The following is a 21,177-nucleotide window of genomic DNA, read 5'->3' as shown; positions in this document are numbered from 1 at the left end:
TGCTCCCTTCAGGACGCCGAGCCGCGCGAGATCAGCCGCCCGGCCAGGGCGACCAGCCGGTCCAGCGCGTAGCCGGTGATCCCCACCCACAGCAGGGCCACGACGATGTCGGAGATGCGGGACGAGTTGTACTGGTCCCAGATGAAGAAGCCGACGCCCACCCCGCCCAGCAGCATCTCCGAGGCGACGATGGCCAGCCAGCTCATGCCGATGCCGATGCGCAGGCCGGTGAAGACGTGCGGGGTGGTGGCCGGCAGCAGGATGCGCAGGAAGTATTCCACCGGCGAGAGCCGCAGCACCCGGGCGACGTTGACATAGTCGCTGGGCAGGTTGCGCACCCCGGCGGCGGTGTTGATGACGATCGGCCAGATGGCGGTGATGAAGATCACGAACAGGGCCGAGGGCTGGGCTTCCCGGAAGGTCGCCAGGCTGATCGGCAGCCAGGCCAGGGGCGGCACGGTCCGCAGCACCTGGAAGATCGGGTCCAGCCCGCGATGGGCCCAGAGATTGACCCCGACCAGCACCCCCAGCCCCACCCCGACCACGGCGGCCAGGCCGAACCCCGCCCCGACCCGGCTGAGACTGGTCAGCACATGCCAGAACAGGCCCTTATCGACCCCGCCATGGTCGAAGAAGGGGTGCAGGATCAGGTCCTTCGACTCCAGCCAGACCGTGGTCGGGGCCGGCAGGCCGCCGGTCTGGCCCATGGTCAGCAGCTGCCAGAGCCCCAGCAGCAGGGCCAGCACCACCACCGGCGGGACGACGGCGCCGGCCATGCGGACCAACGCCTGGACCAGCCGGCGACGCCCCTCCCCCGCCTTGCGCGGCAACGGATGGACCATCGCCAGGTCCGGCGGCGGCGGGACCTGCAGGTCCAGATCGAACTTCGGCGCGGGAACGCTCATGGACGTCTCCAGGGCTGTGGGGATCAAACCAGCTTCTTGATCGGCTGGCTGGCCAGGTAGGCGCCGGGATTGGCGGGGTCGAAGACCTTGCCGTCGAAGAAGCGCTCGACGCCGCGGCTGTCGCCGGCCGGAGCCGGAACGCTCATCGCCTTGGCGGCGGCGCGCCAGATGTCCGAACGGTTCACCTTGGCCACCAGGGCCGCCTTGTTGGTCGAGGCCGGCAGCCCGCCCCAGCGGACGTCCTCGGTGACGAACCACAGGTCGTGCGATTTGAAGGGGAAGGAGGCGTTGTTGGCCCAGAACTTCATGTAGTGGGGCGACTTGGAGACGGCGCGGCCATCGCCGTAGGTGATGGTCCCCTGCAGCCTGGGCAGGATGTCGCCGATCGGCACGTTGACATACTGCCGGCCCGAGACGATCGAGCACATGGCCGGGCGGTTGGCCATCTTGTCACACCACATCTGGGCTTCCATCACCGCCATGGTCAGGGCCTGGGCGGCTCTGGGATATTTGGCGACCCAGTCGGCCCGCACCCCCAGGGACTTCTCGGGGTGGTCCATCCAGATCTCGCTGGTGGCGCAGGCGGTGTAGCCGACCTTCTGGTTGACCAGCTGGCCGTTCCAGGGCTCGCCGACGCAGAAGACGTCCTGGGTGCCGGCCTTCATGTTGGCCACCATCTGGGGCGGCGGGATGACGATGGTGGCGATGTCGGTATCGGGATTGATGCCGCCGGCCGCCAGCCAATAGCGGACCCACAGGTCATGGGTGCCGCCCCGGAAGGTCATGGCCACCTTGGCGATGTTGCCGGCCGCCTTGAGCTGGGCGAAGCGGGCCTTGGCCCCGGCGCTGTTCAGCCCGACCTTGATGGCCTTGAGGTCATTGCCGACCGAGATGGCCTGGCCGTTGAGGTTCAGCCGGGCCAGGATGTTCATCGGGGTGGGCCGGCCGCCGGTGATCGCCCCGGTGGTCATCAGGTAGGGCATGGGGGTCAGGATATGGGCCCCGTCGATGCCGCCGGCCGCCGAGCCCAGCACCAGGTTGTCGCGGGTGGCGGCCCAGGAGGCCTGTTTCAGCACCTCCACATCGGGCAGGCCGTATTTGGTGAACAGGCCGCGCTCCTTGGCGATGATCAGCGGCGAGGCGTCGGTCAGGGCGATGAAGCCCAGCCTGGCCTTGCTGACCTCGGGGCCGGGGCCGGCGGCATGGGCCCCGCCAGGGAAGGCGGCGCGGGCGGCGGCCAGGGTGGCGGCGGCGGCGGTCAGGGCGCCGCGCCGGGTCATTCCGGATTGGGTGGTCATGTCATGGGTCCTTGGGTTCGGTTCAGAACCGGTATTCGAGGCTGATCCAGGTCTTGGTGCGCGAGGCCGGCGGGGCGGCCGTGCCCAGGGGCACGGTCTTTTCCCGCTCGAAGTCGGCGTATTTGACCAGCAGGGTGAGCTTGGGGGTGAGGGCGGCGCTGGCCTGCAGGTCCCACTCGCCGCCCAGGTCCGCCCCGGTGCGCTGGTCGTCGAAGTCGTGGTAGCGGACGGTGAACTCGCTGTTGAACAGGTAGGTGAACTTGAACCTCGGCTTGACCACCAGGGTCAGGTTCAGATCCTCCAGCCCGTCGCGGAAGCTCTTGTTGCCGGCGGGCGAGACCCAGGCGTCGGCCCAGCCCTGGAAGGCGTGGGTGGTGGCCAGCGGGGTGGTGAAGCCCCGCACGCCGTTGCCCTCCAGCGACTCGTAGGACAGCCTGACGGTGTAGATGTCGAAGGTCCCGGCGACGTCGCCGCCCTGATAGTCCAGGTCGAAGGGGGCGGTGGCCCCCCGGTAGTCGCTCTGGCGGGCGTAGGTGGCGTTATAGGCCAACTGCACCAGGCCCAGCCACAGCTTGCCCGAGGCCTTGGCCCCGCGGGTAATGCTGGAATTGGCCGGGCTGTTCTCGAAATCCAGGGCGTAGACGAAGCCCTGCAGCTTCAGCGGCTCGGCCAGGGCCCAGGTGACGTTGAGCAGCTGGCTGTCGGAGTCCCAGTCCCGCATCTCGCCCAGGATGCGGTTGACGTGGCCGACATAGACGTAGGTTGCCTTCAGCCGGCCCCGGGCGGCGTCGACGCGCAGGGCGTCGAAGGTCTGCTCGTCCTGGCGCCAGCCGACATTGCCGACGAAGCGCTGGTCGTCGATCAGGATGCGCTGGCGCCCGGCCGTGATCGAAAGCTCGCTGGATGGGCTCCAGGTCAGCTGGGCGCGGTTGAGCTCGGTGACCTCCGGATCGTTGATGATCGGATAGAGGGTCTTGCCGTTCAGGCTGGGGGCGACGCCCGGGACCTGGATATTGTAGTCCTCGGCGCCCAGCTGGCGGACGTCCTCGAACTCGACCAGCCCTTTGACGTCATGCCAGGCGCCGGTCTCCCAGCCCAGGCGGGTGCGCAGGGTCAGGGCCTGGCCGGTATTGGCCAGCCCGACCTGGTCGACGCTCTCGAAGCGCAGGCGGGATTCGAAGATCAGCTTTCCCGCACCGATGGCGTCGCTGATGGTCGGCGGCGGCGCAGGCGGTTCGGGAGGGGGCGGTTCCGGAGGCGGCGGTTCGGGCGCCTCGTCCGAGGGCGTCTCCGCCCCGGGTGGGGCGACCGGGTCCGGCGCGGTCTGCGCCTGGCTGGTGGTCGCCATGATCAGGACCGTCAGTGCGGCCCCCGTTGCAAGTACCGGCTTGGCCGATCGCATTCCCCGTCCCCTTTCAGGCATAAAAAAACGCCCGGGCGGGGGGTGAACCCCGCACCGGACGTCATTGTCCTTCGCCAAAACCGCGGGTCTCAGCAGACCCTCGGAGCCCCGTTCGGGGCGTCGCGGAACGCCGTTGTCCCGCCTGCTCACCGTCAGTAGCGGGAGGCCGCCGTCATCTCGCAACTGCGAAATTCAACGGGGCCGCCCCAGGGCAATCTCATCTCGCATTTGCACAATGGCCGGGCGCGCCCTGCACAAGTTCCGGGCGCGGAGGGTTCGAAAAGGAGGTCTAGGGCCCGTGGCCAGGCCCGGCGGGGGTGTTTGACCAAGGGCGGTGGCCGGGCCTTGTTTACCCTTCCCGAGATTCCTGGCGAAGGCCAGGATCCAAGCGGGATTGGCCACCCTGCCCGCGCCTTTTCTGGACCCTCCGCTTGGACCCTGGCCTTCGCCAGGGAAACCGGGGATGGGGCGGCTATGTGCGGAGCCGCCAGCCTAACAAAGGGTAAGGACCAGGGCTCCAGACCCATCTCAGATGGGAAAGGCTCTAGAGCCGATTGATCGCGAAGGACCGCGCATAGGCCAGGGGCTGGGCGGGGTCGAAGGCCTTGCCGTCGAAGAAGCCGCCCGCCCCCTCCGGCCGGCTGTCCACGGTCGGGGCGGCCAGGTCCAGGGCGGCGGCGGCCGTGCGGTAGAGATCGGGGCGATAGACGGCCAGGGCGACCGCCGCCGCGTCGAGGTCCGGCCCGGCCTGGCCCCAGCGCTGCATCTGGCTCAGCAGCCAGGCGGCCTGACTGCGCCAGGGGAAGGCGGCGTCGCCGCGCTGGAAGACCAGCTCGCCGTTCAGGGCGAAGGCGATGGCCTCCGGCGCGGCCCCCACATGGCCCGGCTGGGCCAGGAGGGCGATGAGCTCTGGCCGGTTGGCCGGATCGTCGGCCCAGGCCCCGGCCCGCAGCACCGCCCGCAACAGGGCCTGCAGCGCGTCCGGCTGCTCCGCCGCCCAGCCGGCGGCCACGCCCAGCACCTTGTCCGGCGCGCCGGCCCAGAAGGCCGAACCGTGCAACACCAGCTCGCCAATCCCCTCGGCCATCGCCACCGCGTTCCAGGGCGCGCCGACGCAGAACCCGTCGATGGCGCCGCCGCGCAGCTGCTCGACCATGCGCGGCGGCGGGGTGACCACCAGCCGCACGTCCCGGTCGGGATCGATCCCGGCCTGGGCCAGCCAGTAGCGCAGCAGGTAGTTGTGGATCGACCAGGGGAAGACCACGGCAAAGGTCAGGGGCGGCGACCCCGCCGCCGCGCGGCGGGCGATCAGCCGGGCCAGGGCACGGGCGTCGAGCGGGCCCTCCTCCCGCAACGCGCGGACCAGGGCGGCGGAGAGGGTGACGCCGCTGCCGCCCCGGTTCAGGGCCAGGGGCGCGATCAGCGGCGGCGATGGCCCGGCCTCCAGTCCGGCGGCCAGGGCCATAGGGGCCAGCATGTGGGCGCCGTGCAGCGCGCCCACGGCCACCTTGTCGCGCACGGTCGCCCAGGAGGCCTCGCGGCTCAGGGTCACCTCCAACCCCTCCTCGCGGAACAGGCCCAGGGCGCTGGCCACGACCAGCGGCGCGCAATCGGTCAGGGGAATAAAGCCCAGGGTCAGCGCGCTCACGAGGCGTCTCCTTTCAACACCCCGGCGAAGGCCAGCAGGTCGCCCGCCACGGCCCCGATCGGCCGGCCCTTGTCCATGGCCAGCTTGCGCAGCAGGCGGTAGGCGGTCTCCTCCTCCAGCCCGCGCTCCTTCATCAGCAACGCCTTGGCCCGCTCGACGATCTTGCGCGAGGCCAGGTCCGCCTTGGCCTTGTCCAGGTCCCGGCGCAGCTGGTTCATCAGCGAAAAGCGGCTCATCGCCACCTCCAGCACTGCCCGCACCCGCCCCGGCGCCAGGCCGTCGACGACATAGGCCGCCACCCCGGCCCGCACGGCCTCCTCGGCCAGGCCCGGTTCGGAGCGGTCGACGAACATCACCACCGGCCGGGGGTTGGTCTGGCTGGCCTCGCGCAGGCTCTCCAGGGTGTCGCGGTCGGGACTGTCGGCGGCCACCACCACGACATCGGGCGCGAAAGCCGCAGCTCGGGCCTCGTCGAATACGGCCTCATGCCGCGCCTCGAACGGCTCCAGCCCGGCCAGCCCCTCGGCCACCAGCGCGGCCCGGGCCGGATCAGGATCGATAATGAGTACGCGCATCGGCCCCGATAGACCCCACCCCGCCCCGCTTCCCCAGCCGATCCGCCCGCGCGGGCGATCACGTCTGGAAAACGCCTGCCGATTGACCAGCGTGCGCTGTCATGGTGGGCGCCTGCGCCTTCCGCTAAGCCTATCTGATCGGTTATGCCTGGGTTCCACACCCGACGAAGGAGCCTACCCGTGTCAGACCCCCAGCCCGGCTCCCCCGCCCCCGACTTCGACCTCCCCACCGACACCGGCCGTGTCACCCTCGCGTCCCTCCGAGGCCGCAAGGTCGTCCTCTTCTTCTATCCCAAGGACGACACCCCCGGCTGCACCACCGAATCGATCGGCTTCTCCCAGGCCAGGGCCGACTTCGAGGCCGCCGGGGCCACCGTGATCGGGGTCTCCAAGGACACCGCCGCCAAGCACGGGAAGTTCCGGGCCAAGCATGGGCTGACGGTGGAGCTGGGGTCGGATGCTGACAGCGATGTGATCGAGCGCTACGGCTCGTGGGTCGAGAAGTCCCTGTACGGACGGCATTACATGGGGATCGACCGGTCGACCTTCCTGATCGACCAGGCCGGGATCGTCCGGCAGATCTGGCGCAAGGTGAAGGTCAAGGGGCATGTCGAGGCGGTGCTGGCGGCGGCCCAGGCCTTATAGCGTTTGGGATTGCGACGTTCGGCCACACGGCCTGGGCGGGCCGGTCCGGGCCGCCGGCGACTACCCAGTGTTGTAAATTGGCCTCGCCCGTTAGGGATTAGTCCCCGAACTCCACCTCAAACGCTGGCGGAATACTGGCGCCAGGGTTAATTCTAACCGTTTGAGGCCAGATGGCCGTTCCGCGCACACCTCACGCGCGAAGACCCTTGCGCTTTTCGCCCTCTTGGCCGCATATCGCCACAACAAAAAGGTGGTGGGTTCGGGGGCTATGGCGTTAACGCAATTGCGGCGGATTCGATGGGCGTTGGAGGAGCTGTTCCCTGAACGGCACCTGTACGTTCGGTCCGGCGGCGAGATGCGGGCCTTTGTTCTCTCCACCGCCAAGCAGATCACCTTTGCCGGCCTGGTCGCCCTCTGCGCCCTGTGGATGGGCATCTGCACCGCCTCGATGATGGTCAGCGCGCTCAGCGCCGGGGCCAACGACCAGGAAGTGCTCAAGCTCAAAGCCTATTACGAGCGCATCAACGCCGACCGCCAGGCGCGCCTGAACAGCGCCGTGGCCCAGCTCTCCGCCAGCAATGGCAACATCGATGAGATGGCCAACACCATCGAAAAGCGCCACGCCGCGCTGGCCATGCTGCTCAGCGACTTCAAGAGCGCGCCCGGCGCCATGGCCGCCCTGGCCCCGGCCAGCCCGCGCCTGGGCAGCGAGAGCCCGCTGGAGCGCATCCAGGACACCCGCATGGATCAGGACCGCCTGATCGACGCGGCCGAGACCTTCGCCAAGACCCGGGCCGAGCGGCTGCGCGCCGCCTTCCGCCTGGCCGGCCTCAATCCCGACAGCTACACCCCGCGCGGCGCGGGCCTGGGCGGCCCGCTGATCGACGCCAAGGACCCGCGCGCCCTGGCGGCCATCCTGGACGTGGACGAGGACTTCGCCGCCCGCATCCAGAACGCCTCGGCCAATATGGGCGCCATGCGCAGCCTGACCGTCGCCGCCCGCGGCCTGCCGTTCGGCAAGCCGACCAATGTGGGCGCCGTCTCGTCCAGCTATGGCGTGCGGTTCGACCCCTTCACCCGGCGGCCCGCCTTCCACCAGGGCCTGGACTTCCCCGGTCCGATGATGACCGCCATCTTTTCGCCCGGCCCTGGCGTAGTGTCGTTCACCGGCGTGCGTTCGGGCTATGGCAATACGGTCGAGATCGACCATGGCAACGGCTTCAAGACCCGGTTCGGCCACCTGGCCGTGATCAGTGTGCGCGTCGGCCAGCGGGTGGCCATCGGCCAGCGGATCGCCTCGATGGGCTCCACCGGCCGTTCGACCGGCCCGCATCTGCATTATGAAGTCTGGGTGGGGGGGCGTCCCCAAAATCCCAATCGTTTCCTGAGAGCCGGCGAATATGTTCAGCAAGCCAACTAACAAGACTCCGCCCAAGCCCGCCGCGGCTCCCGAGCCGCCGCCGCTGACGGCGACGGACGCCGCCCGCCCCAAGCCCAAGGTCGCCTCGCTGATCTCCAGCGGCATCACCATCGAGGGCGGCGTCGCCGGCGACGGCGAACTGCAGATCGACGGCACCGTGCGCGGCGATGTCCGCGTCGGCCGGCTGACGGTCGGCGAGACGGGCCATATCGAGGGCTCGGTCTATGCCGAGGCCGCCGAGATTCGCGGCCGGGTCGTGGGATCCGTGACCGCCAAGCAGGTGCGGCTGTATGGCACCAGCTATATCGACGGCGACATCACCCATGAGCAGCTGGCCATGGAAACCGGGGCGTTCTTCCAGGGGCGCAGCCTGAAGTTCCAGCGGCCTGCCGCCCCGACCCCGGCCCCGCAGGCCGCGCCGGTGGCGAACCCGAACCCGACGTCTACGCCGCAGTCCTAAAAAGCTCCCTTCCTCCTCGATGGAGGAAGGGTTGGGGATGGTGGTGGTGGCACAGCGTGCCCGGAAACGCTCGGGGAGGCGTGGTCGCCACCCTGAGTTCGTCCCCTCATCCCCGAGCGCGCACCACCAACCCTGCCCTTCCTCCATCGAGGAGGAAGGGTTCTCAAGACCTACCCCTCGACCGCGTCCCGCGTGGCCCCGACCCGCTGCGCCAGGGCCGCGCCCATGAACTCGTCCAGGTCGCCGTCGAGCACCCCGTCGGTGTCCGACGTTTCGACGTTGGTCCGCAGGTCCTTGACCATCTGGTAGGGCTGCAGGACGTAGCTGCGGATCTGGTGGCCCCAGCCGATGTCGGTCTTCTGGTCCTCGATGGCCTGGGCGGCGGCTTCGCGGCGCTGCAGTTCGGCCTCGTAGAGCCGGGCCCGCAGCATCTTCCACGCTTCATCCCGGTTCTGGTGCTGTGACCGCCCGGTCTGGCAGGCCACGGCGATGCCGGTGGGAAGGTGGGTCAGGCGGACGGCGGAGTCGGTCTTGTTGATGTGCTGGCCCCCTGCCCCGCTGGCCCGATAGGTGTCGGTGCGGACGTCCGAGGGGTTGATGTCGATCTCGATGGTCTCGTCGACCACCGGATAGACCCAGACCGAGGCGAAGCTGGTATGGCGCCGGGCGCTGGAGTCGTAGGGACTGATGCGGACCAGGCGGTGGACGCCGGCCTCGGTCTTCAGCCAGCCATAGGCGTTGGCGCCCTTGACCTGCAGGGTGGCCGACTTGATGCCGGCGGTGTCGCCGCCGGTTTCCTCGATGATCTCGACCGACATGTCATGCGCCTGCGCCCAGCGGGAATACATGCGCAGCAGCATGTTGGCCCAGTCGCAGGACTCCGTGCCGCCGGCCCCGGAATTGATTTCGACATAGCAGTCGTTGCCGTCGGCCTCGCCGGACAGCAGGGCCAACAGTTCGGCCCGGGCCGCGCGGGCGCGCAGGCCGGCCAGCTGCTGGCGGGCGTCGTTCAGCGACTCCTCGTCGCTCTCGGCGTCGGCCATCTCGGCGTATTCGAGGGCGTCGTTGAGCTCGCGCTCCAGACTCTTCACCGCGCCGACCCGGTCAGCCAGCTGCTGGCGCTCGCGCATCAGGGCCTGGGCTTCGGTGGGGCGGTCCCAGAGGGTGGGGTCCTCGGACTTGGCGTCCAGCTCGTCGAGCTTCCTTAGGGCCGGTTCCCAGTCAAAGACGCCTCCTGAGCAGACCGATGGTCTGCTCGATGTCGGCCTTGGCGGCCTCGACATCCGGTCTCATGAAAATACTCCAATCACGTCAGGGAGCGGCAGATAGACTGCCTCGGGTTTAAATGCCAGAGGTGGTTGGGGCGGCCATCGCCCTAAGAATTGACCACGAACAACACGAACAACACGAACGGGACCTCGCCAACCTTGGGCCGACCCGAAGGGTCCTCGATCTCAAGATCGGCCTTCGGCCATTTGGCTGCGTTCAGCGCGGACCCGTTCGTGTTGTTCGTGTTGTTCGTGGTTGAATCCTTCCGGCAGAAGCCACGTCCCGGCGCCGGCTAGTACAATCCGGTCAGATCGTCCGGAATCTTCGGCTTGGGCGGCGGCTTGGTGGGCGGCGGCGGGGCCTGGTCTTCCTTCAGCTTGCCGTCGGGCCAGGCCTGGTTGTAGAGCACCGGGCCCTCGGGCTTGGGCGCCGCCGGGCCGCTCGGGCCCCTGGGCTCGCTGCCCGGCTTGAAGGCCTCGCGGACGCCGGCCACGGTCATGAACTTGGCGTCCTTGGGCGGTGTGAAGTCGGTCTTGGGCTTGCCCTCCAGCGCCACCTTCATGAACGAGATGAAGATCGGCACGGCGTCCTGCGCCCCGGTCTCGCCCTCGCCGAGCGAGCGGTTGTCGTCGAAGCCCACGAACACCCCGACCACCAGGTTGGGCGAATAGCCCATGAACCAGGCGCTGCGATATTCGTTGGTGGTGCCGGTCTTGCCGGCCAGCGGATAGCCCAGCGAACTGACCGCCGCGCCCGTGCCGCGCTGGACCACGCCCTGCAGCATGGAGGTGATCTGATAGGCGGTGATCGGGTCCATGACCTGCTCGCCGGTCGGGATCAGCCGCGGGCCCTCATCGCCGTTGAAGGCGGCCTTGCAGGGCTGGCAGGCGCGCTTGTCGGCCTGGTAGATGACCTCGCCCTCACGGTTCTCGACCAACTCGATCAGGTGCGGCTGGATCTTGCGCCCGCCGTTGACGAACGAGGCGTAGGCGGCGGTCAGGCGGAACGGCGTGGTTTCGCCCGCCCCCAGGGCCATGGCCAGCACCGGCTCCATCTGGTCGACGACGCCCAGCTTGATGGCCATGTCGCGGACCTTGACCATGCCGGTGTCCTGGGCCAGCCGCACGGTCATGCCGTTGATCGACAGCTCCAGGCCTCTGCGCATCGGCTGCGGGCCATAGAACTTCTTGTAGTAATTCTCCGGGCTCCAGGTCTCGCCGTTGGCCCCTTTGAGGTTCATCGGGGCGTCGGTGATGATGCTGGCCGGGGTGAAGTCGTTCTCCAGGGCCGTCGCATAGACGATCGGCTTGAAGGCCGAGCCGGGCTGGCGCATCGCCTGGGTGGCGCGGTTGAAGTTGCTGAGCGAGAAGCTGTAGCCGCCGACCATCGCCAGCACCCGACCGGTCTGCGGCTCCATGGCCACGATCGCGCCATTGACCAGCGGCACCTGCTTGAGACGGTAGGCGCCGCTGTCGCTGGGCGCCACGAACACCAGGTCGCCGACATTGAGGCCCTTGCCGGCCCGCGCCCAGGCGACATCCTCGCCGGCCAGAACGCCCGGCGGCAGATCCTTGGCTGGACGCACCCGCACCCCGCCGTCGACGGACTCGACGATGGCCGCATGCCAGTCGCGCCGCTCGGACGGCGGCTTCTTGACCAGCGCCGCCTTTTCCCATCCCGGAGCCAGGGTGGTGGTCCCCCAGGCGCCGCGCCAGCCATGGCGATGGTCGTAGTTCTCCAGCCCGTCCATCAGCGCTTCCCGGGCCGCCGTCTGCAGCTTGGGGTCCAGGGTGGTGCGCATGTAGTAGCCGCCCTCGGTCAGGCGGGGCCCGAGCGTCTGCAGGCCGCGCTGGCGGACCTCTTCGACGAAATAGTCGGCGTCCTTGTATTTGGCGCGCGAGGGAGCGGCCTGGACCTTGAGGTCCTCGGCCATGGCCGCCTGCGCCTGGGCCTGGGTGATCCAGCGCATCTCGGCCATCTGGCCCAGCACCCAGTTGCGCCGGCCGATGGCGTTCGCCTTGTGCAGGATCGGGTGATAGTTGTCCGGCCCCTTGGGCAGCGAGGCCAGGAAGGCGCACTGGGCCAGGGTCAGGTCATTGAGCGACTTGCCGAAATAGTTGTAGGCCGCCGCGCCCACCCCGTACGAGCGGTAGCCCAGCCAGATTTCGTTGAGATACAGCTCCAGGATCTGCTGCTTGTTGAGCGTCTGCTCCAGGCGGCGGGCCAGGATGGCTTCCTTCAGCTTGCGCCCGACGGTGGCGTCGCTGGTCAAGAGGACGTTCTTGGCCACCTGCTGGGTGATGGTCGAGCCGCCTTCGAGGCGCTTGCCCTGCACGGCGTTGAGCACATTCTTGGCCATGGCCCGGCCCAGGCCCTGCACGTCGACGCCGCTGTGGGTGAAGAAGTTGTGGTCCTCGGCCGCCAGGAAGGCCTGGACCAGCTGCGGCGGCACGTTGTCATAGGGCACGAAGATGCGGCGCTCGCGGCTGAACTCGCCGATCAGGGTGCCGTCCCAGGCATAGACGCGCGTGGCGGTCGGCGGGCGGTAGTCGACCAGGTCGCTGGCGTCGGGCATGTCGTGGAACAGCCAGGCGGCATAGATGGCGATGGCGAAACCGGCCAGGGCCACGGTGCTGAAGATGGAAATCCCCAGAACCGCCACCCACCGCTCCGGCGGATTGAGAATGGGCCAACGCTCGAGGAATCCGGACTTCGCCATGCCGAACGATCTAGCCTGCATCGGGCCGGGCGCCAATTGCGGTGCGGCGTCTCACGGGCGGGTGTGGGAATGGGGGCACAGGGGACCCAACCCTACGTCGGACAGTGCTCCGCTCTCTCCTCGTCCCCTTGGGGCGGCAAGACGTAGGGAGCGTAGCCCCTACCCCGCCATCGGCCGGGCGGCGAACCAGGCGTCGATGGAATCGCCGACGGCGTCCATCATCCGCCGGCGGCCGGCCGGGTCGATCAGGCGGCGTTCGTCGGCGTCGTTGGTGATGAAGCCCATCTCCAGCAGCACGGCCGGCACGTCGGGGGCCAGCAGCACGACCAGGCTGCCGTCGCGGTGGCTGCGGCGCAGCAGCGGGGCGCAGGTCGAGATATGGTCCAGCATCAGCTCGGCGAAGCCCGCCGAGCGGTTCTTGGTCGAGCGCTGGGTCAGGTCGAGCAGGATCTGGCCCACCGTGGGGCTGCCATAGTTGATGTTGAACAGCTGGTCGTCGCGGCGCAGCACCTGGCCGACCCGTCGCTCGCCCTTTTCGGAGAGGGTGTAGACGCTGGCGCCCTGGGCCGTCTCGGGCCCGGAATCGGCATGCAGCGAGATGAAGAGGTCCGCCTGGGCTCTACGGGCGATGGCCACCCGCTGCTCGAGCGGCACGAAGGTGTCGTCGCTGCGGGTCAGGACCACGCGATAGCGGCCCGAGCGCTCCAGCCGGACCTTCAGCGCCCTGGCGGCGGCCAGGTTGATGTCCTTCTCGCGGCTGCGGTCGCCGGCGGCGCCGGGGTCCTTGCCGCCATGACCGGCGTCGATGACGATGACCTTGCGGGTCGCGGGGGCCGGAGCCTTGATCCGGGTCGGCGCCATCGGGGCGGCGGCCGCGACCTGGCTCATCGGCGGGGCGGGACCGCGTCCCTGCAGGTCGATGACATAGCGATAGGTCTTCACTCCGTCGCCGGGCGGCAACAGGAAACGGCGGGCGACGACGGCGTCGCGCAGCAAGGCGATCTTGAGTCGCGCCTGACCGCCCTTGCGCTCGACGGACCAGCTCTGGACCAGACCCTGGCCGGTCCCTTCCATGTCGAGACCGACGCTGACGTCCGGCAGGCCGATGACCACCAGGCGGTCGGCCGCGCCGTCGGAAAGAAGCTTACCGCTGACGGGTTTCTGCAGATCGACTACGACCCGGGTCTGGGTCATGTCGCCGCCCAGGCGGACCTTGAGCAGCTCGGGCGGCGGGGCGCCCTGGGCGCTGAGTCCGACCGCCGCCGCGGCGATCGCCAGCCCAACGGCCGCGATCGTCCCCAGCGTCCAGCGCCTTCCGGCTCCGGCGGCCCTCAAGCCCATCACCCACTACCCCAAATTCTTTGGTTCTTACTCGAACCCTGACCATAGGCGGCGGGAGGTGGCGAAAGCGTTAATAGCGCTTAAGTTTTATAGGCATGGACCGCGTCAATTGCGCCGGCGCCGTTCCGTCCTTTCCTTTTGACCCCGCTTCGGCGTAATGTCCGCCCGCGCGCCGGTCGCCGCGATTGGATGGCGACTTCTACGCGCAGAGATTTCAAGGGCCGGCGTCAGGCCCCGCCAATTCTGGCTAAGACGCTCATATCCGCTTCACGCGCCTTCCCGGCGCGTCCGACAAGAAGAACAAACAACCCTCATGGGCAGCGCCCACGTTCTCACATTCCAGCCCATCGTCTCCGCCGCTTGCGGCCGACGGCTGGTCGACGTGACGCGCGCCCCAGCAACAGGCAGGCGACCGGAGTTCACACTCCAAGGGCGCCGCGGAGAATGGTTACATGACCAAGAGAATGCTTATCGACGCCGCTCACCCGGAGGAGACGCGCGTCGTCGTCATTGACGGAACCCGGGTAGAAGACTTCGATTTCGAGAGCCAAAACAGGAAACAGCTTCGCGGGAACATCTATCTCGCCAAGGTGACGCGGGTTGAACCCAGCCTGCAGGCCGCCTTCATCGAGTATGGCGGCAACCGCCATGGCTTCCTGGCCTTCAACGAAATCCACCCCGACTACTACCAGATCCCGGTCGCCGACCGCGAAGCGCTGATGCGCGAGGCGCTGGAAGACGACGAGGACGAACGTCCGGCTCGTGGCCGTGGCCGGGGCAACGGCCGCTCGCGCGCCGCCGCTGTCGAGGCGCCGCCGGAAGCGGTGCTGGAAGGCGAGGAGATTTCCGAATCGGAAGCCGCCGAGAACGCCCAGCACCATGAAGACGAGGACGACGCGCCCCGCCGCAGCGCCCCGTCCGACGACGACGACGACATGGAAGAAGAGGTCGAGCGCCGCCGGCGCCGGCTGATGCGCAAATACAAGATCCAGGAAGTGATCCGCCGCCGGCAGATCATGCTGGTCCAGGTCGTCAAGGAAGAGCGCGGCAACAAGGGCGCGGCCCTGACCACCTACCTCTCCCTGGCCGGCCGCTACGGCGTGCTGATGCCCAACACCGACCGGGGCGGCGGCATTTCGCGCAAGATCGAAGCCGCCACCGACCGCAAGCGCCTGAAGACGGTCGTGCAGAGCCTGGCCGTGCCCAAGGGCATGGGGCTTATCGTGCGCACCGCCGGCGCCAAGCGCACCAAGGTCGAGATCAAGCGCGACTACGACTACCTGCTGCGCCTGTGGGAAAACATCCGCGAGACCACCCTCCACTCCATCGCCCCGGCGCTGATCTACGAGGAAGAGGACCTGGTGAAGCGGGCCATCCGCGACCTCTTCGACAAGGATATCGACGGCGTCTTCGTCGAGGGCGAGGCCGGCTTCCGCGAGGCGCGCGACTTCATGCGCATGCTGATGCCCAGCCAGGCCAAGAAGGTGCAGCCCTACCGTGAGGCCACGCCGCTGTTCGTGGCCCACAAGGTCGAGAACCACCTTTCCCAGATATATTCGCCCAACGTGCCGCTGCGCTCGGGCGGCTATCTGGTCATCAACCAGACCGAGGCGCTGGTCGCCATCGACGTCAACTCCGGCCGCGCCACCCGCGAGCGGAACATCGAAGCCACCGCCCTGAAGACCAACATGGAGGCGGCCGAGGAGGCCGCCCGCCAGCTGCGTCTGCGCGACCTGGCCGGCCTGATCGTCATCGACTTCATCGACATGGAAGAGTCGAAGAACAACCGGGCGGTCGAGAAGAAGTTCAAGGACAGCATCAAGGACGACCGCGCCCGCATCCAGATGGGCCGCATCTCCGGCTTCGGGCTCCTGGAGATCAGTCGCCAGCGCCGCCGCTCGGGCGTGCTGGAAGCCACCACCCATGTCTGCGAGCACTGCCAGGGGCAGGGCCGCGTCCGCTCGACCGAATCGTCCGCCCTGGCGGCGCTGCGGGCGGTGGAGATGGAGGCCCTGCAGGGCGGCGGCGAGGTGACCCTGAAGGTCCCGCGCGACGTCGGCCTCTACATTCTCAATGAGAAGCGGGCCTATCTGGCCCGGGTGCACCAGGCCCACGGCCTCTATGTCACCGTCGTGGTCGACGATCACCTGGAGCATGTCGCCCACGAGATCGACCGCACGGTCAGCGGCGAGCGCAGCCTGCACCCGGTCGAGGCCCTGCCGGCCCTGGCCAAGGTCTCCTACGACCCCGCCGACGACGCCGACATGGACGTCGAGGACGATGTCGACGCCGATGAGGACGAGGAAGCCATCGAGGTCCTCGAGGACGACGGCGACCAGACCGAGCCGCGCGAATCCCATGACCGCGAGCCGCGCGAAGCCCGTGAGGGCCGTGACTTCAAAGACGATGGGGGCGACCGCAACGGCCGCCGTGGCCGCCGCCGCCGTGGCCGTGGTCCGCGCCGTGAGGACGGCCCGGCCGAGATCGACGCCGGCGCCGAAGCCCGCGCCCCCTCCCCCGCCAACGATGAAGACGCCGAGGGCGATGACGAAGCCGGCCGCCGCCGCCGCCGGGGCCGCCGCGGCGGTCGTCGCGGCCGTGACGAAACCAAGCCGGCCGACGGCTTCCACTGGACCCGCCCGCGCGTGCCCTTCGACAACGACGTGTTCGTCTGGCACGACCCGGCCAATCTCGAAGGCGGGGGCGGTCCCCGTACCGAGCGCACCGAGCGGCCTGAACGCACCGAAGCGCCGGAAGCGGCCGAGCGCGCTGAGCGCCCGGAACGCCCCGAGCGCGCCGAGGGTGAAGGTTCGCGCCGCCGTGGCCGTGGCCGTGGCCGGGGCGATCCCCGCCCCGTCCTCGAGCCGAGCGCCGAGGCCCCCGTCGCAGAGGCCTTGGTCGAAGCGCCGTTGACCGAGCCGGTCTCCAGCGCGCCGCCGGCCGACATCTGGGTCGAACTGCCCGCCCCCGACGAGGCCGCGCCCAAGAAGCGCCGCAGCCGCGCCAAGGCCAAGCCCGCCGCCGAGGAAGCGCTTATCGAGGCCGCCGCGCCTCAGGCCGTGCTCGAAACGGCGCCCGAGCCGGTGATCGAAGCCGCGCCAGAACCGGAGCCCGCGCCCGAACCGGTCGCCGCGCCCAAGCCGGCTCCGGAACCGGTCGCGGTCGTCCCCGACCCCGCCGAAATCCTCGCCCCACCCGAAAAGCCCAAGAAGGGCTGGTGGCGTCGATAGTCTTTAGAGGAAGGCGATCCTCGGTTCCGGGGATCGCCTTGCCTTGCTTCCGCCGTTAGTTTGCCCCCAGCTAGCCTTCCCGGCTGGAGAGAACCGGCGGGCGTTCGCGGTGGGTCTGGGGTAGGCTCGTCCGCGTGAACCGGAGTTTCGAGCTGGCATGACCCTGCGCACCTCTTCCGCCCTCAAGCCACTCGGGTTGAAATCGATTCGGGCCATGATCAGCGCCCTGGCCGTCGGCTCGATGCTGCTGGCCCCCCTGACACCCGCCTTCGCCCAGAGCCAGGAGCGCGGCCCCTCGCTGCTGCGCGATACCGAGATCGAGGAAACCCTGCACGAGGAGGTCGATCCGATCTTCGTGGTCGCCAAGCTGGACCCCAAGCGGGTGCGCATCCTGCTGGTGGGCGATCCGACCATCAACGCCTTCGCCACCCAGGGCCTGATGCTGGGCCTCAACACCGGCACCATCCTGCAGGCCGATACGCCCAATGAGGTGATCGGGGTCATGGCCCACGAAACCGGCCACCTGGCCGGCGGCCACCCGGTGCGCTCGGGCGAGATGACCCGGGCGGGCCTGAAGCCCATGCTGCTGACCATGGGGCTGGGCGTGCTGGCCATGGCCCTGGGCGCCCCCGACGCCGGCGCGGCCCTGATCGGCAACAGCGGCTATTTCGGCACCCTGGGCGCCCTGACCTACAGCCGCGAGCAGGAATCCCGCGCCGACCAGGCGGGGGTCGGCTTCCTGGAAGCCGCCGGCATGTCCGCCGAGGGCCTGGTCACCTTCTTCGACAAGTTCCGCTACCAGGAAGTGCTCGACGAATCGCGCCGCTATCCCTTCTTCCGCAGCCACCCGCTGTCCTCGGACCGCATCGAGGCTCTGCGCGCCAAGATCGAGGCCCTGCCCCACTACGGCGTCAAGGACAGCCCCGAGGCCATCGCCAAGTTCCAGATCATGAAGGCCAAGATCGACGGCTTCATGAACCCCTCGCTGTCCTTGCGCAAATACAGCGACAAGGACCCCAGCTTCCCGGCCCGCTACGCCCGGGCCATCGCCTACTACCAGACCCGCGAGCCGGATCGGGCGCTGAAGATGATCGAGGTCATGCTGACCGAGCAGCCCAACAACCCCTACCTCTACGAGCTCAAGGGCCAGATCCTGTTCGAATACGGCCGCATCGCCGAGGCCGAGGCCCCGCAGCGCAAGTCGGTCGAGCTGAAGCCGGATGCGGCCCTGCTGCGCATCAACCTGGGCCAGACCCTGACCAACCTGGACGACAAGGCCAAGCGGGCCGAGGGCGTCGCCGAACTGAAGCGGGCCCTGCTCTCGGAGGACGACAACGCCGAAGCCTGGCGGCTGCTGGCGCTGGCCTATGCCCGCGACGGCGACGAGGGTCAGGCCGAACTGGCCACCGCCGAGCAGTATTTCGTCATGGGAGCCCTGGCCAACTCCCGCCAGTTCGCCATCCGGGCGCGGCAGGAATTCCCCAAGGACAGCATCTATTGGCGCCGGGCCACCGACATCATCCTGGCCTCCGACCCCACCGACGAGGATCTGCGGGCCCTGGCCCGAGACGGCTCGACCTGACCCGGGAGCTTCCATGACCGCCTTTCTCCGGCCGACCGCCCTCGCCGCGGTCGGCCTCGCAGCGTCTCTGGCACTGAGCGGCTGCGGCAAGTCGCCGGCCGACGCCGCCTTCGACAACAAGGTGCACGCCTATCTGCTCGAGCACCCGGAGGTCATCCGCGAGGCCATGGCGGCGCTCGAGGCCAAGGAGCTGGCCGAGCAGAACAAGCAGGCGATCCGGGCTCTGGGCGACCCGGAGATCCGCCGCCAGCTCGAGCGGGACCCGCGCGACTTCGTGGCCAATCCCAACGGCAGGGTGACGGTCACCGAGTTCTACGACTACCGCTGCGGCCACTGCATCAACGCCGCGCCCAAGGTGCTGGCCCTGATCGAGCAGCACCCGGAAATCCGCTTCGTGTTCAAGGAGTTCGTGATCTTCGGGCCGGACTCGCTCTACGCCGCCCGCGCCGCCCTGGCCGCCAGGAAGGCCGGCGGCGACTATGTCGGCGTCTATCACGACTTCATGGCCGCCGATGCGCTCGATCCGGAGATCGTTGACGCCATCCTCAAGGCGCGCGGCGTCGATCCCAAGATCATGCTCGACCCGGCCTTCCAGAAGGCCGCCGACGCTCAGCTTCTGGACGTCCGCGCCCTGGCCAAGAAGGTCGGCGCCAGCGGCACCCCCCACTTCATCGTCGGCGACCAGATCGTCGAGGGCGAGGACATGACCCGCCTCGCCGCCGCGATCGAGAAGGCGCTGAAAGCCTCTTGAACCGGTTTGGGCCCATCGGCCCGCCGCTGGTGGGCTATGGCGCGGGGTTGGCCGGCGTCGCCTGCCTCTGCCTTGTCTGGTTCACCCTGCGGCGTGGCGGCCTATTCTGGGCGCGCCGTGAGATCACGCGCGCGGCCGAGCCACGGCTCTTCTGGTCCCTGGTCGGCCTGATGAGCGTGCTGGGCGTAGCGCTGCTGGCGATCGCTTCAACCCAGTACGGCCCGCCGCCTCCTTATTTCCGCTAGGCCGCGTCCAGACTGAAAGCCCCGCCGACCCAGCCGGCCCTGGCCGCCGCCAGATCCTTGGCGGCCGTGTCGGCGTTGCCGGCCTTGGTCTCGATCTCTGACAGCACGAACAGCGAGGTCGGATCCTTGGGCCGCAGCTTCAGGGACGCCTCGGCGGCGGCGCGGGCCCGGGTCAGGTCGCCCTGGCGCAGGTAGGCGGCGGCCAGGCTGCGGCGGACCGGATACCACCACAGCGGCGGGTCCTGGCCCATCCAGGCGCCGTCCTGCAGCTTGGCGGCCTTGCCGAACGCGTTGACGGCGGCGGCGGGGCGGTTCTCCAGCACGGCCAGCCGGCCCTCCAGCACCAGGCCGGGGATCAGGACCAGCGCCTTGTAGGTCTTGGCGAAGTCGGCGCTCTTGGGCGGCGAGACCGCCGACTGCTCGCGGCGCAGGGCGGCCAGCTCGGCCTTCAGTCCGGCCACGTCGCGCTTGCGGAACATCGCTTCGCCCCGGGCATAGCGCCAGGCGACGCGCAGATAGGCCGCCTTGGGGATGGGCGCGGGCATGGCCAGCACCTTGTCGGGATCGGCCAGCTGGCCGTAGGCGTACCAGGCATGGGCGCGGGAAAAGCCGCTCCAGCCGGCGCTGGTGTCGTCATAGGCGGTCATCATGTGGTCAGCCAGGTAGAGGCCCCGGGGCGCGTCACCGGACATCAGCGCCCCGCCCAGGCCGAACTGGATGTTGTGGCGATGCAGCGGGCTGCGGGTCGCCCCGCCCGGCGGCTTGCCCAGTTCGGCGTAGCGGATGTCGGCCTTGACCGCCTCGTAGTTGGCGATCGCCGCGTCCTCGTAGCGGCCGATATTGTAAAAGGTGTGGCTGGGCATATGGATCAGATGGCTGGCCCCCGGCGTCAGGGCCGCCAGTTTGTTGGCGTAGAACTCGGCCTTGCCCGGATCGTTCGCCCACTCGGTGGCGTGGATATAGAGGTGGATGGCGAAGCTCTGGTTGGGGTCACGCGCCAGCACCGTCTCCAGCATGTTCATCAGGCGCGGATTGTTCAGCACGTCGGTGGAGGTGTTGATCAGCTGGGCGTCGGAGGCCAGCAGCAGGACGTCATTGTCCTCCGGGAATCGGTCGGCCAGCGACAGCATGGCGATGGCGAAGGCGGCGTTGCTGGCCTTGGTGGAACCCGGCAGGTAGCGGGCCCGCATGGCCGCGATCAGGCCCTTGTCGCGCTCGTTCAGCTTGCCCGACAGCTTCACCGCTCTGTCGGCGGCGGCCAGGGCCAGGACGCGGTCCGGCTCGCTGACCGGATAGTTGATGGTCGGGCCGCGCGCCCAGGCCTCGCCCCAGGCGCACATGGCGCAGTTCGGGTCCAGCTTCTGGGCATAGACGAAGGCGCGGATCGCCTCGCTCTCGTCGAAGGCCCAGAACAGCCGCACGCCCTGCTCGAACCAGGCCCGGGCCTGGGCGTTGTCGGTGTCGGCGTGATAGCCGGTGCTGCCGAAGCCGGCGACCATGATCGGCGGCGCGTTGGCGTCGCCGCCGCCGCTGGCGGGCGCCTCGCCACAGATCTGAACCTGCGGATTAGGCAGGTCGGGTTCGGCGATGGTCATGGCCGGCGCGGCCAGGGCGGCGGCGAGGCTCAACCAGATAGCGGTCTTGTTCACGGCAAACTCCCCAGAGATTTCCTGCCGGTTATACGCTG

At 69.0% G+C, this 21,177-nt stretch carries 16 protein-coding genes; 7 read left to right on the top strand and 9 right to left on the bottom strand.

The window, feature by feature from the left end:
- Positions 1–8: 8 nt before the first annotated feature.
- The 5 genes from ntrB to QO010_RS03205 form a co-directional block, all read right to left on the bottom strand.
- Positions 9–905 carry a nitrate ABC transporter permease gene (gene ntrB / locus QO010_RS03225; protein ID WP_370873706.1) on the bottom strand — a complete coding sequence of 299 codons (897 nt, stop codon included), beginning with the start codon at positions 903–905 and terminating at the stop codon, positions 9–11.
- Between the two features lie 23 nt (positions 906–928).
- Positions 929–2,203: a CmpA/NrtA family ABC transporter substrate-binding protein gene (locus QO010_RS03220; RefSeq protein ID WP_307345852.1), complete on the bottom strand. Its 1,275-nt coding sequence runs from the start codon at positions 2,201–2,203 to the stop codon at positions 929–931.
- 22 nt (positions 2,204–2,225) lie between these two features.
- Positions 2,226–3,551, bottom strand: a complete 1,326-nt coding sequence (locus QO010_RS03215) for an alginate export family protein (protein WP_307345849.1) — start codon at positions 3,549–3,551, stop codon at positions 2,226–2,228.
- Between the two features lie 598 nt (positions 3,552–4,149).
- Complete coding sequence (locus tag QO010_RS03210; protein WP_307345846.1) at positions 4,150–5,253, bottom strand: CmpA/NrtA family ABC transporter substrate-binding protein; 1,104 nt, start codon at positions 5,251–5,253, stop codon at positions 4,150–4,152.
- The gene (locus QO010_RS03205) at positions 5,250–5,828 is read right to left on the bottom strand and encodes an ANTAR domain-containing response regulator (RefSeq protein WP_307345844.1); all 579 of its coding nucleotides are present in this window, start codon (positions 5,826–5,828) and stop codon (positions 5,250–5,252) included. Before QO010_RS03205 ends, QO010_RS03210 begins: the two co-directional genes overlap by 4 nt.
- A 180-nt stretch (positions 5,829–6,008) precedes the next feature.
- Between QO010_RS03205 and QO010_RS03200 the strand changes: the two genes are divergently transcribed.
- The 3 genes from QO010_RS03200 to QO010_RS03190 all read left to right on the top strand — a co-directional run bounded on the left by QO010_RS03200 (position 6,009) and on the right by QO010_RS03190 (position 8,353).
- Complete coding sequence (locus QO010_RS03200; protein WP_370873705.1) at positions 6,009–6,473, top strand: peroxiredoxin; 465 nt, start codon at positions 6,009–6,011, stop codon at positions 6,471–6,473.
- 268 nt (positions 6,474–6,741) lie between these two features.
- A complete protein-coding gene (locus QO010_RS03195; RefSeq protein WP_307345839.1) occupies positions 6,742–7,893 on the top strand; it encodes a peptidoglycan DD-metalloendopeptidase family protein in 1,152 nt (383 codons plus the stop codon).
- A complete protein-coding gene (locus tag QO010_RS03190; RefSeq protein ID WP_307345836.1) occupies positions 7,874–8,353 on the top strand; it encodes a bactofilin family protein in 480 nt (159 codons plus the stop codon). The genes QO010_RS03195 and QO010_RS03190 overlap by 20 nt, the downstream gene beginning before the upstream one ends.
- A gap of 170 nt (positions 8,354–8,523) precedes the next feature.
- On the opposite strand, the gene prfB is transcribed toward QO010_RS03190, so the two are convergent.
- From prfB to QO010_RS03175, 3 genes are all read right to left on the bottom strand, one after another.
- Positions 8,524–9,646 (bottom strand): peptide chain release factor 2 gene (gene prfB / locus QO010_RS03185; RefSeq protein ID WP_307345835.1). Its coding sequence is split into 2 segments (ribosomal slippage): positions 8,524–9,576 and positions 9,578–9,646, totalling 1,122 coding nucleotides; the frame shifts between segments, so codons are not numbered across the junction.
- 268 nt (positions 9,647–9,914) lie between these two features.
- Positions 9,915–12,341, bottom strand: coding sequence for a penicillin-binding protein 1A (locus tag QO010_RS03180; RefSeq protein WP_307345833.1), 2,427 nt, complete (start codon positions 12,339–12,341; stop codon positions 9,915–9,917).
- A 159-nt stretch (positions 12,342–12,500) separates the two neighbouring features.
- Positions 12,501–13,676: an N-acetylmuramoyl-L-alanine amidase family protein gene (locus tag QO010_RS03175; RefSeq protein ID WP_307345831.1), complete on the bottom strand. Its 1,176-nt coding sequence runs from the start codon at positions 13,674–13,676 to the stop codon at positions 12,501–12,503.
- A 458-nt stretch (positions 13,677–14,134) separates the two neighbouring features.
- On the opposite strand from QO010_RS03175, the gene QO010_RS03170 reads away from it, so the two are divergent.
- From QO010_RS03170 to QO010_RS03155, 4 genes are all read left to right on the top strand, one after another.
- Positions 14,135–16,912 (top strand): Rne/Rng family ribonuclease, encoded by a 2,778-nt coding sequence (locus QO010_RS03170; protein ID WP_307345828.1) that lies wholly within the window; start codon positions 14,135–14,137, stop codon positions 16,910–16,912.
- 214 nt (positions 16,913–17,126) lie between these two features.
- Positions 17,127–18,494 carry a M48 family metalloprotease gene (locus tag QO010_RS03165; protein WP_307345825.1) on the top strand — a complete coding sequence of 456 codons (1,368 nt, stop codon included), beginning with the start codon at positions 17,127–17,129 and terminating at the stop codon, positions 18,492–18,494.
- Between the two features lie 13 nt (positions 18,495–18,507).
- Entirely contained in the window at positions 18,508–19,245 is a 738-nt protein-coding gene (locus QO010_RS03160) for a DsbA family protein (protein ID WP_307345822.1), read from the top strand.
- The gene (locus QO010_RS03155) at positions 19,242–19,490 is read left to right on the top strand and encodes a hypothetical protein (protein WP_307345819.1); all 249 of its coding nucleotides are present in this window, start codon (positions 19,242–19,244) and stop codon (positions 19,488–19,490) included. Before QO010_RS03160 ends, QO010_RS03155 begins: the two co-directional genes overlap by 4 nt.
- On the opposite strand, the gene QO010_RS03150 is transcribed toward QO010_RS03155, so the two are convergent.
- Entirely contained in the window at positions 19,487–21,139 is a 1,653-nt protein-coding gene (locus QO010_RS03150) for a tetratricopeptide repeat protein (protein WP_307345817.1), read from the bottom strand. The two genes, QO010_RS03155 and QO010_RS03150, sit on opposite strands and share 4 nt — an antisense overlap.
- Positions 21,140–21,177: the final 38 nt, after the last annotated feature.

This window comes from Caulobacter ginsengisoli (assembly GCF_030814835.1).
GTDB classification, from domain to species: domain Bacteria; phylum Pseudomonadota; class Alphaproteobacteria; order Caulobacterales; family Caulobacteraceae; genus Caulobacter; species Caulobacter ginsengisoli.
Note: the sequence above shows the minus strand (reverse complement) of the source record. Positions and strands in the feature narration are given on the sequence as shown.

What these genes read in the sequence shown, in the direction of transcription:
- QO010_RS03205 (WP_307345844.1), bottom strand. Translation starts at nt 5,828, where the DNA reads ATGCGCGTACTCATTATCGATCCTGATCCGGCCCGGGCCGCGCTGGTG.
- QO010_RS03160 (WP_307345822.1), top strand. Translation starts at nt 18,508, where the DNA reads ATGACCGCCTTTCTCCGGCCGACCGCCCTCGCCGCGGTCGGCCTCGCA.
- QO010_RS03215 (WP_307345849.1), bottom strand. Translation starts at nt 3,551, where the DNA reads ATGGCGACCACCAGCCAGGCGCAGACCGCGCCGGACCCGGTCGCCCCA.
- QO010_RS03195 (WP_307345839.1), top strand. Translation starts at nt 6,742, where the DNA reads ATGGCGTTAACGCAATTGCGGCGGATTCGATGGGCGTTGGAGGAGCTG.
- ntrB (WP_370873706.1), bottom strand. Translation starts at nt 905, where the DNA reads ATGAGCGTTCCCGCGCCGAAGTTCGATCTGGACCTGCAGGTCCCGCCG.
- QO010_RS03165 (WP_307345825.1), top strand. Translation starts at nt 17,127, where the DNA reads ATGATCAGCGCCCTGGCCGTCGGCTCGATGCTGCTGGCCCCCCTGACA.
- QO010_RS03180 (WP_307345833.1), bottom strand. Translation starts at nt 12,341, where the DNA reads ATGGCGAAGTCCGGATTCCTCGAGCGTTGGCCCATTCTCAATCCGCCG.
- QO010_RS03190 (WP_307345836.1), top strand. Translation starts at nt 7,874, where the DNA reads ATGTTCAGCAAGCCAACTAACAAGACTCCGCCCAAGCCCGCCGCGGCT.
- QO010_RS03170 (WP_307345828.1), top strand. Translation starts at nt 14,135, where the DNA reads ATGACCAAGAGAATGCTTATCGACGCCGCTCACCCGGAGGAGACGCGC.
- QO010_RS03220 (WP_307345852.1), bottom strand. Translation starts at nt 2,203, where the DNA reads ATGACCACCCAATCCGGAATGACCCGGCGCGGCGCCCTGACCGCCGCC.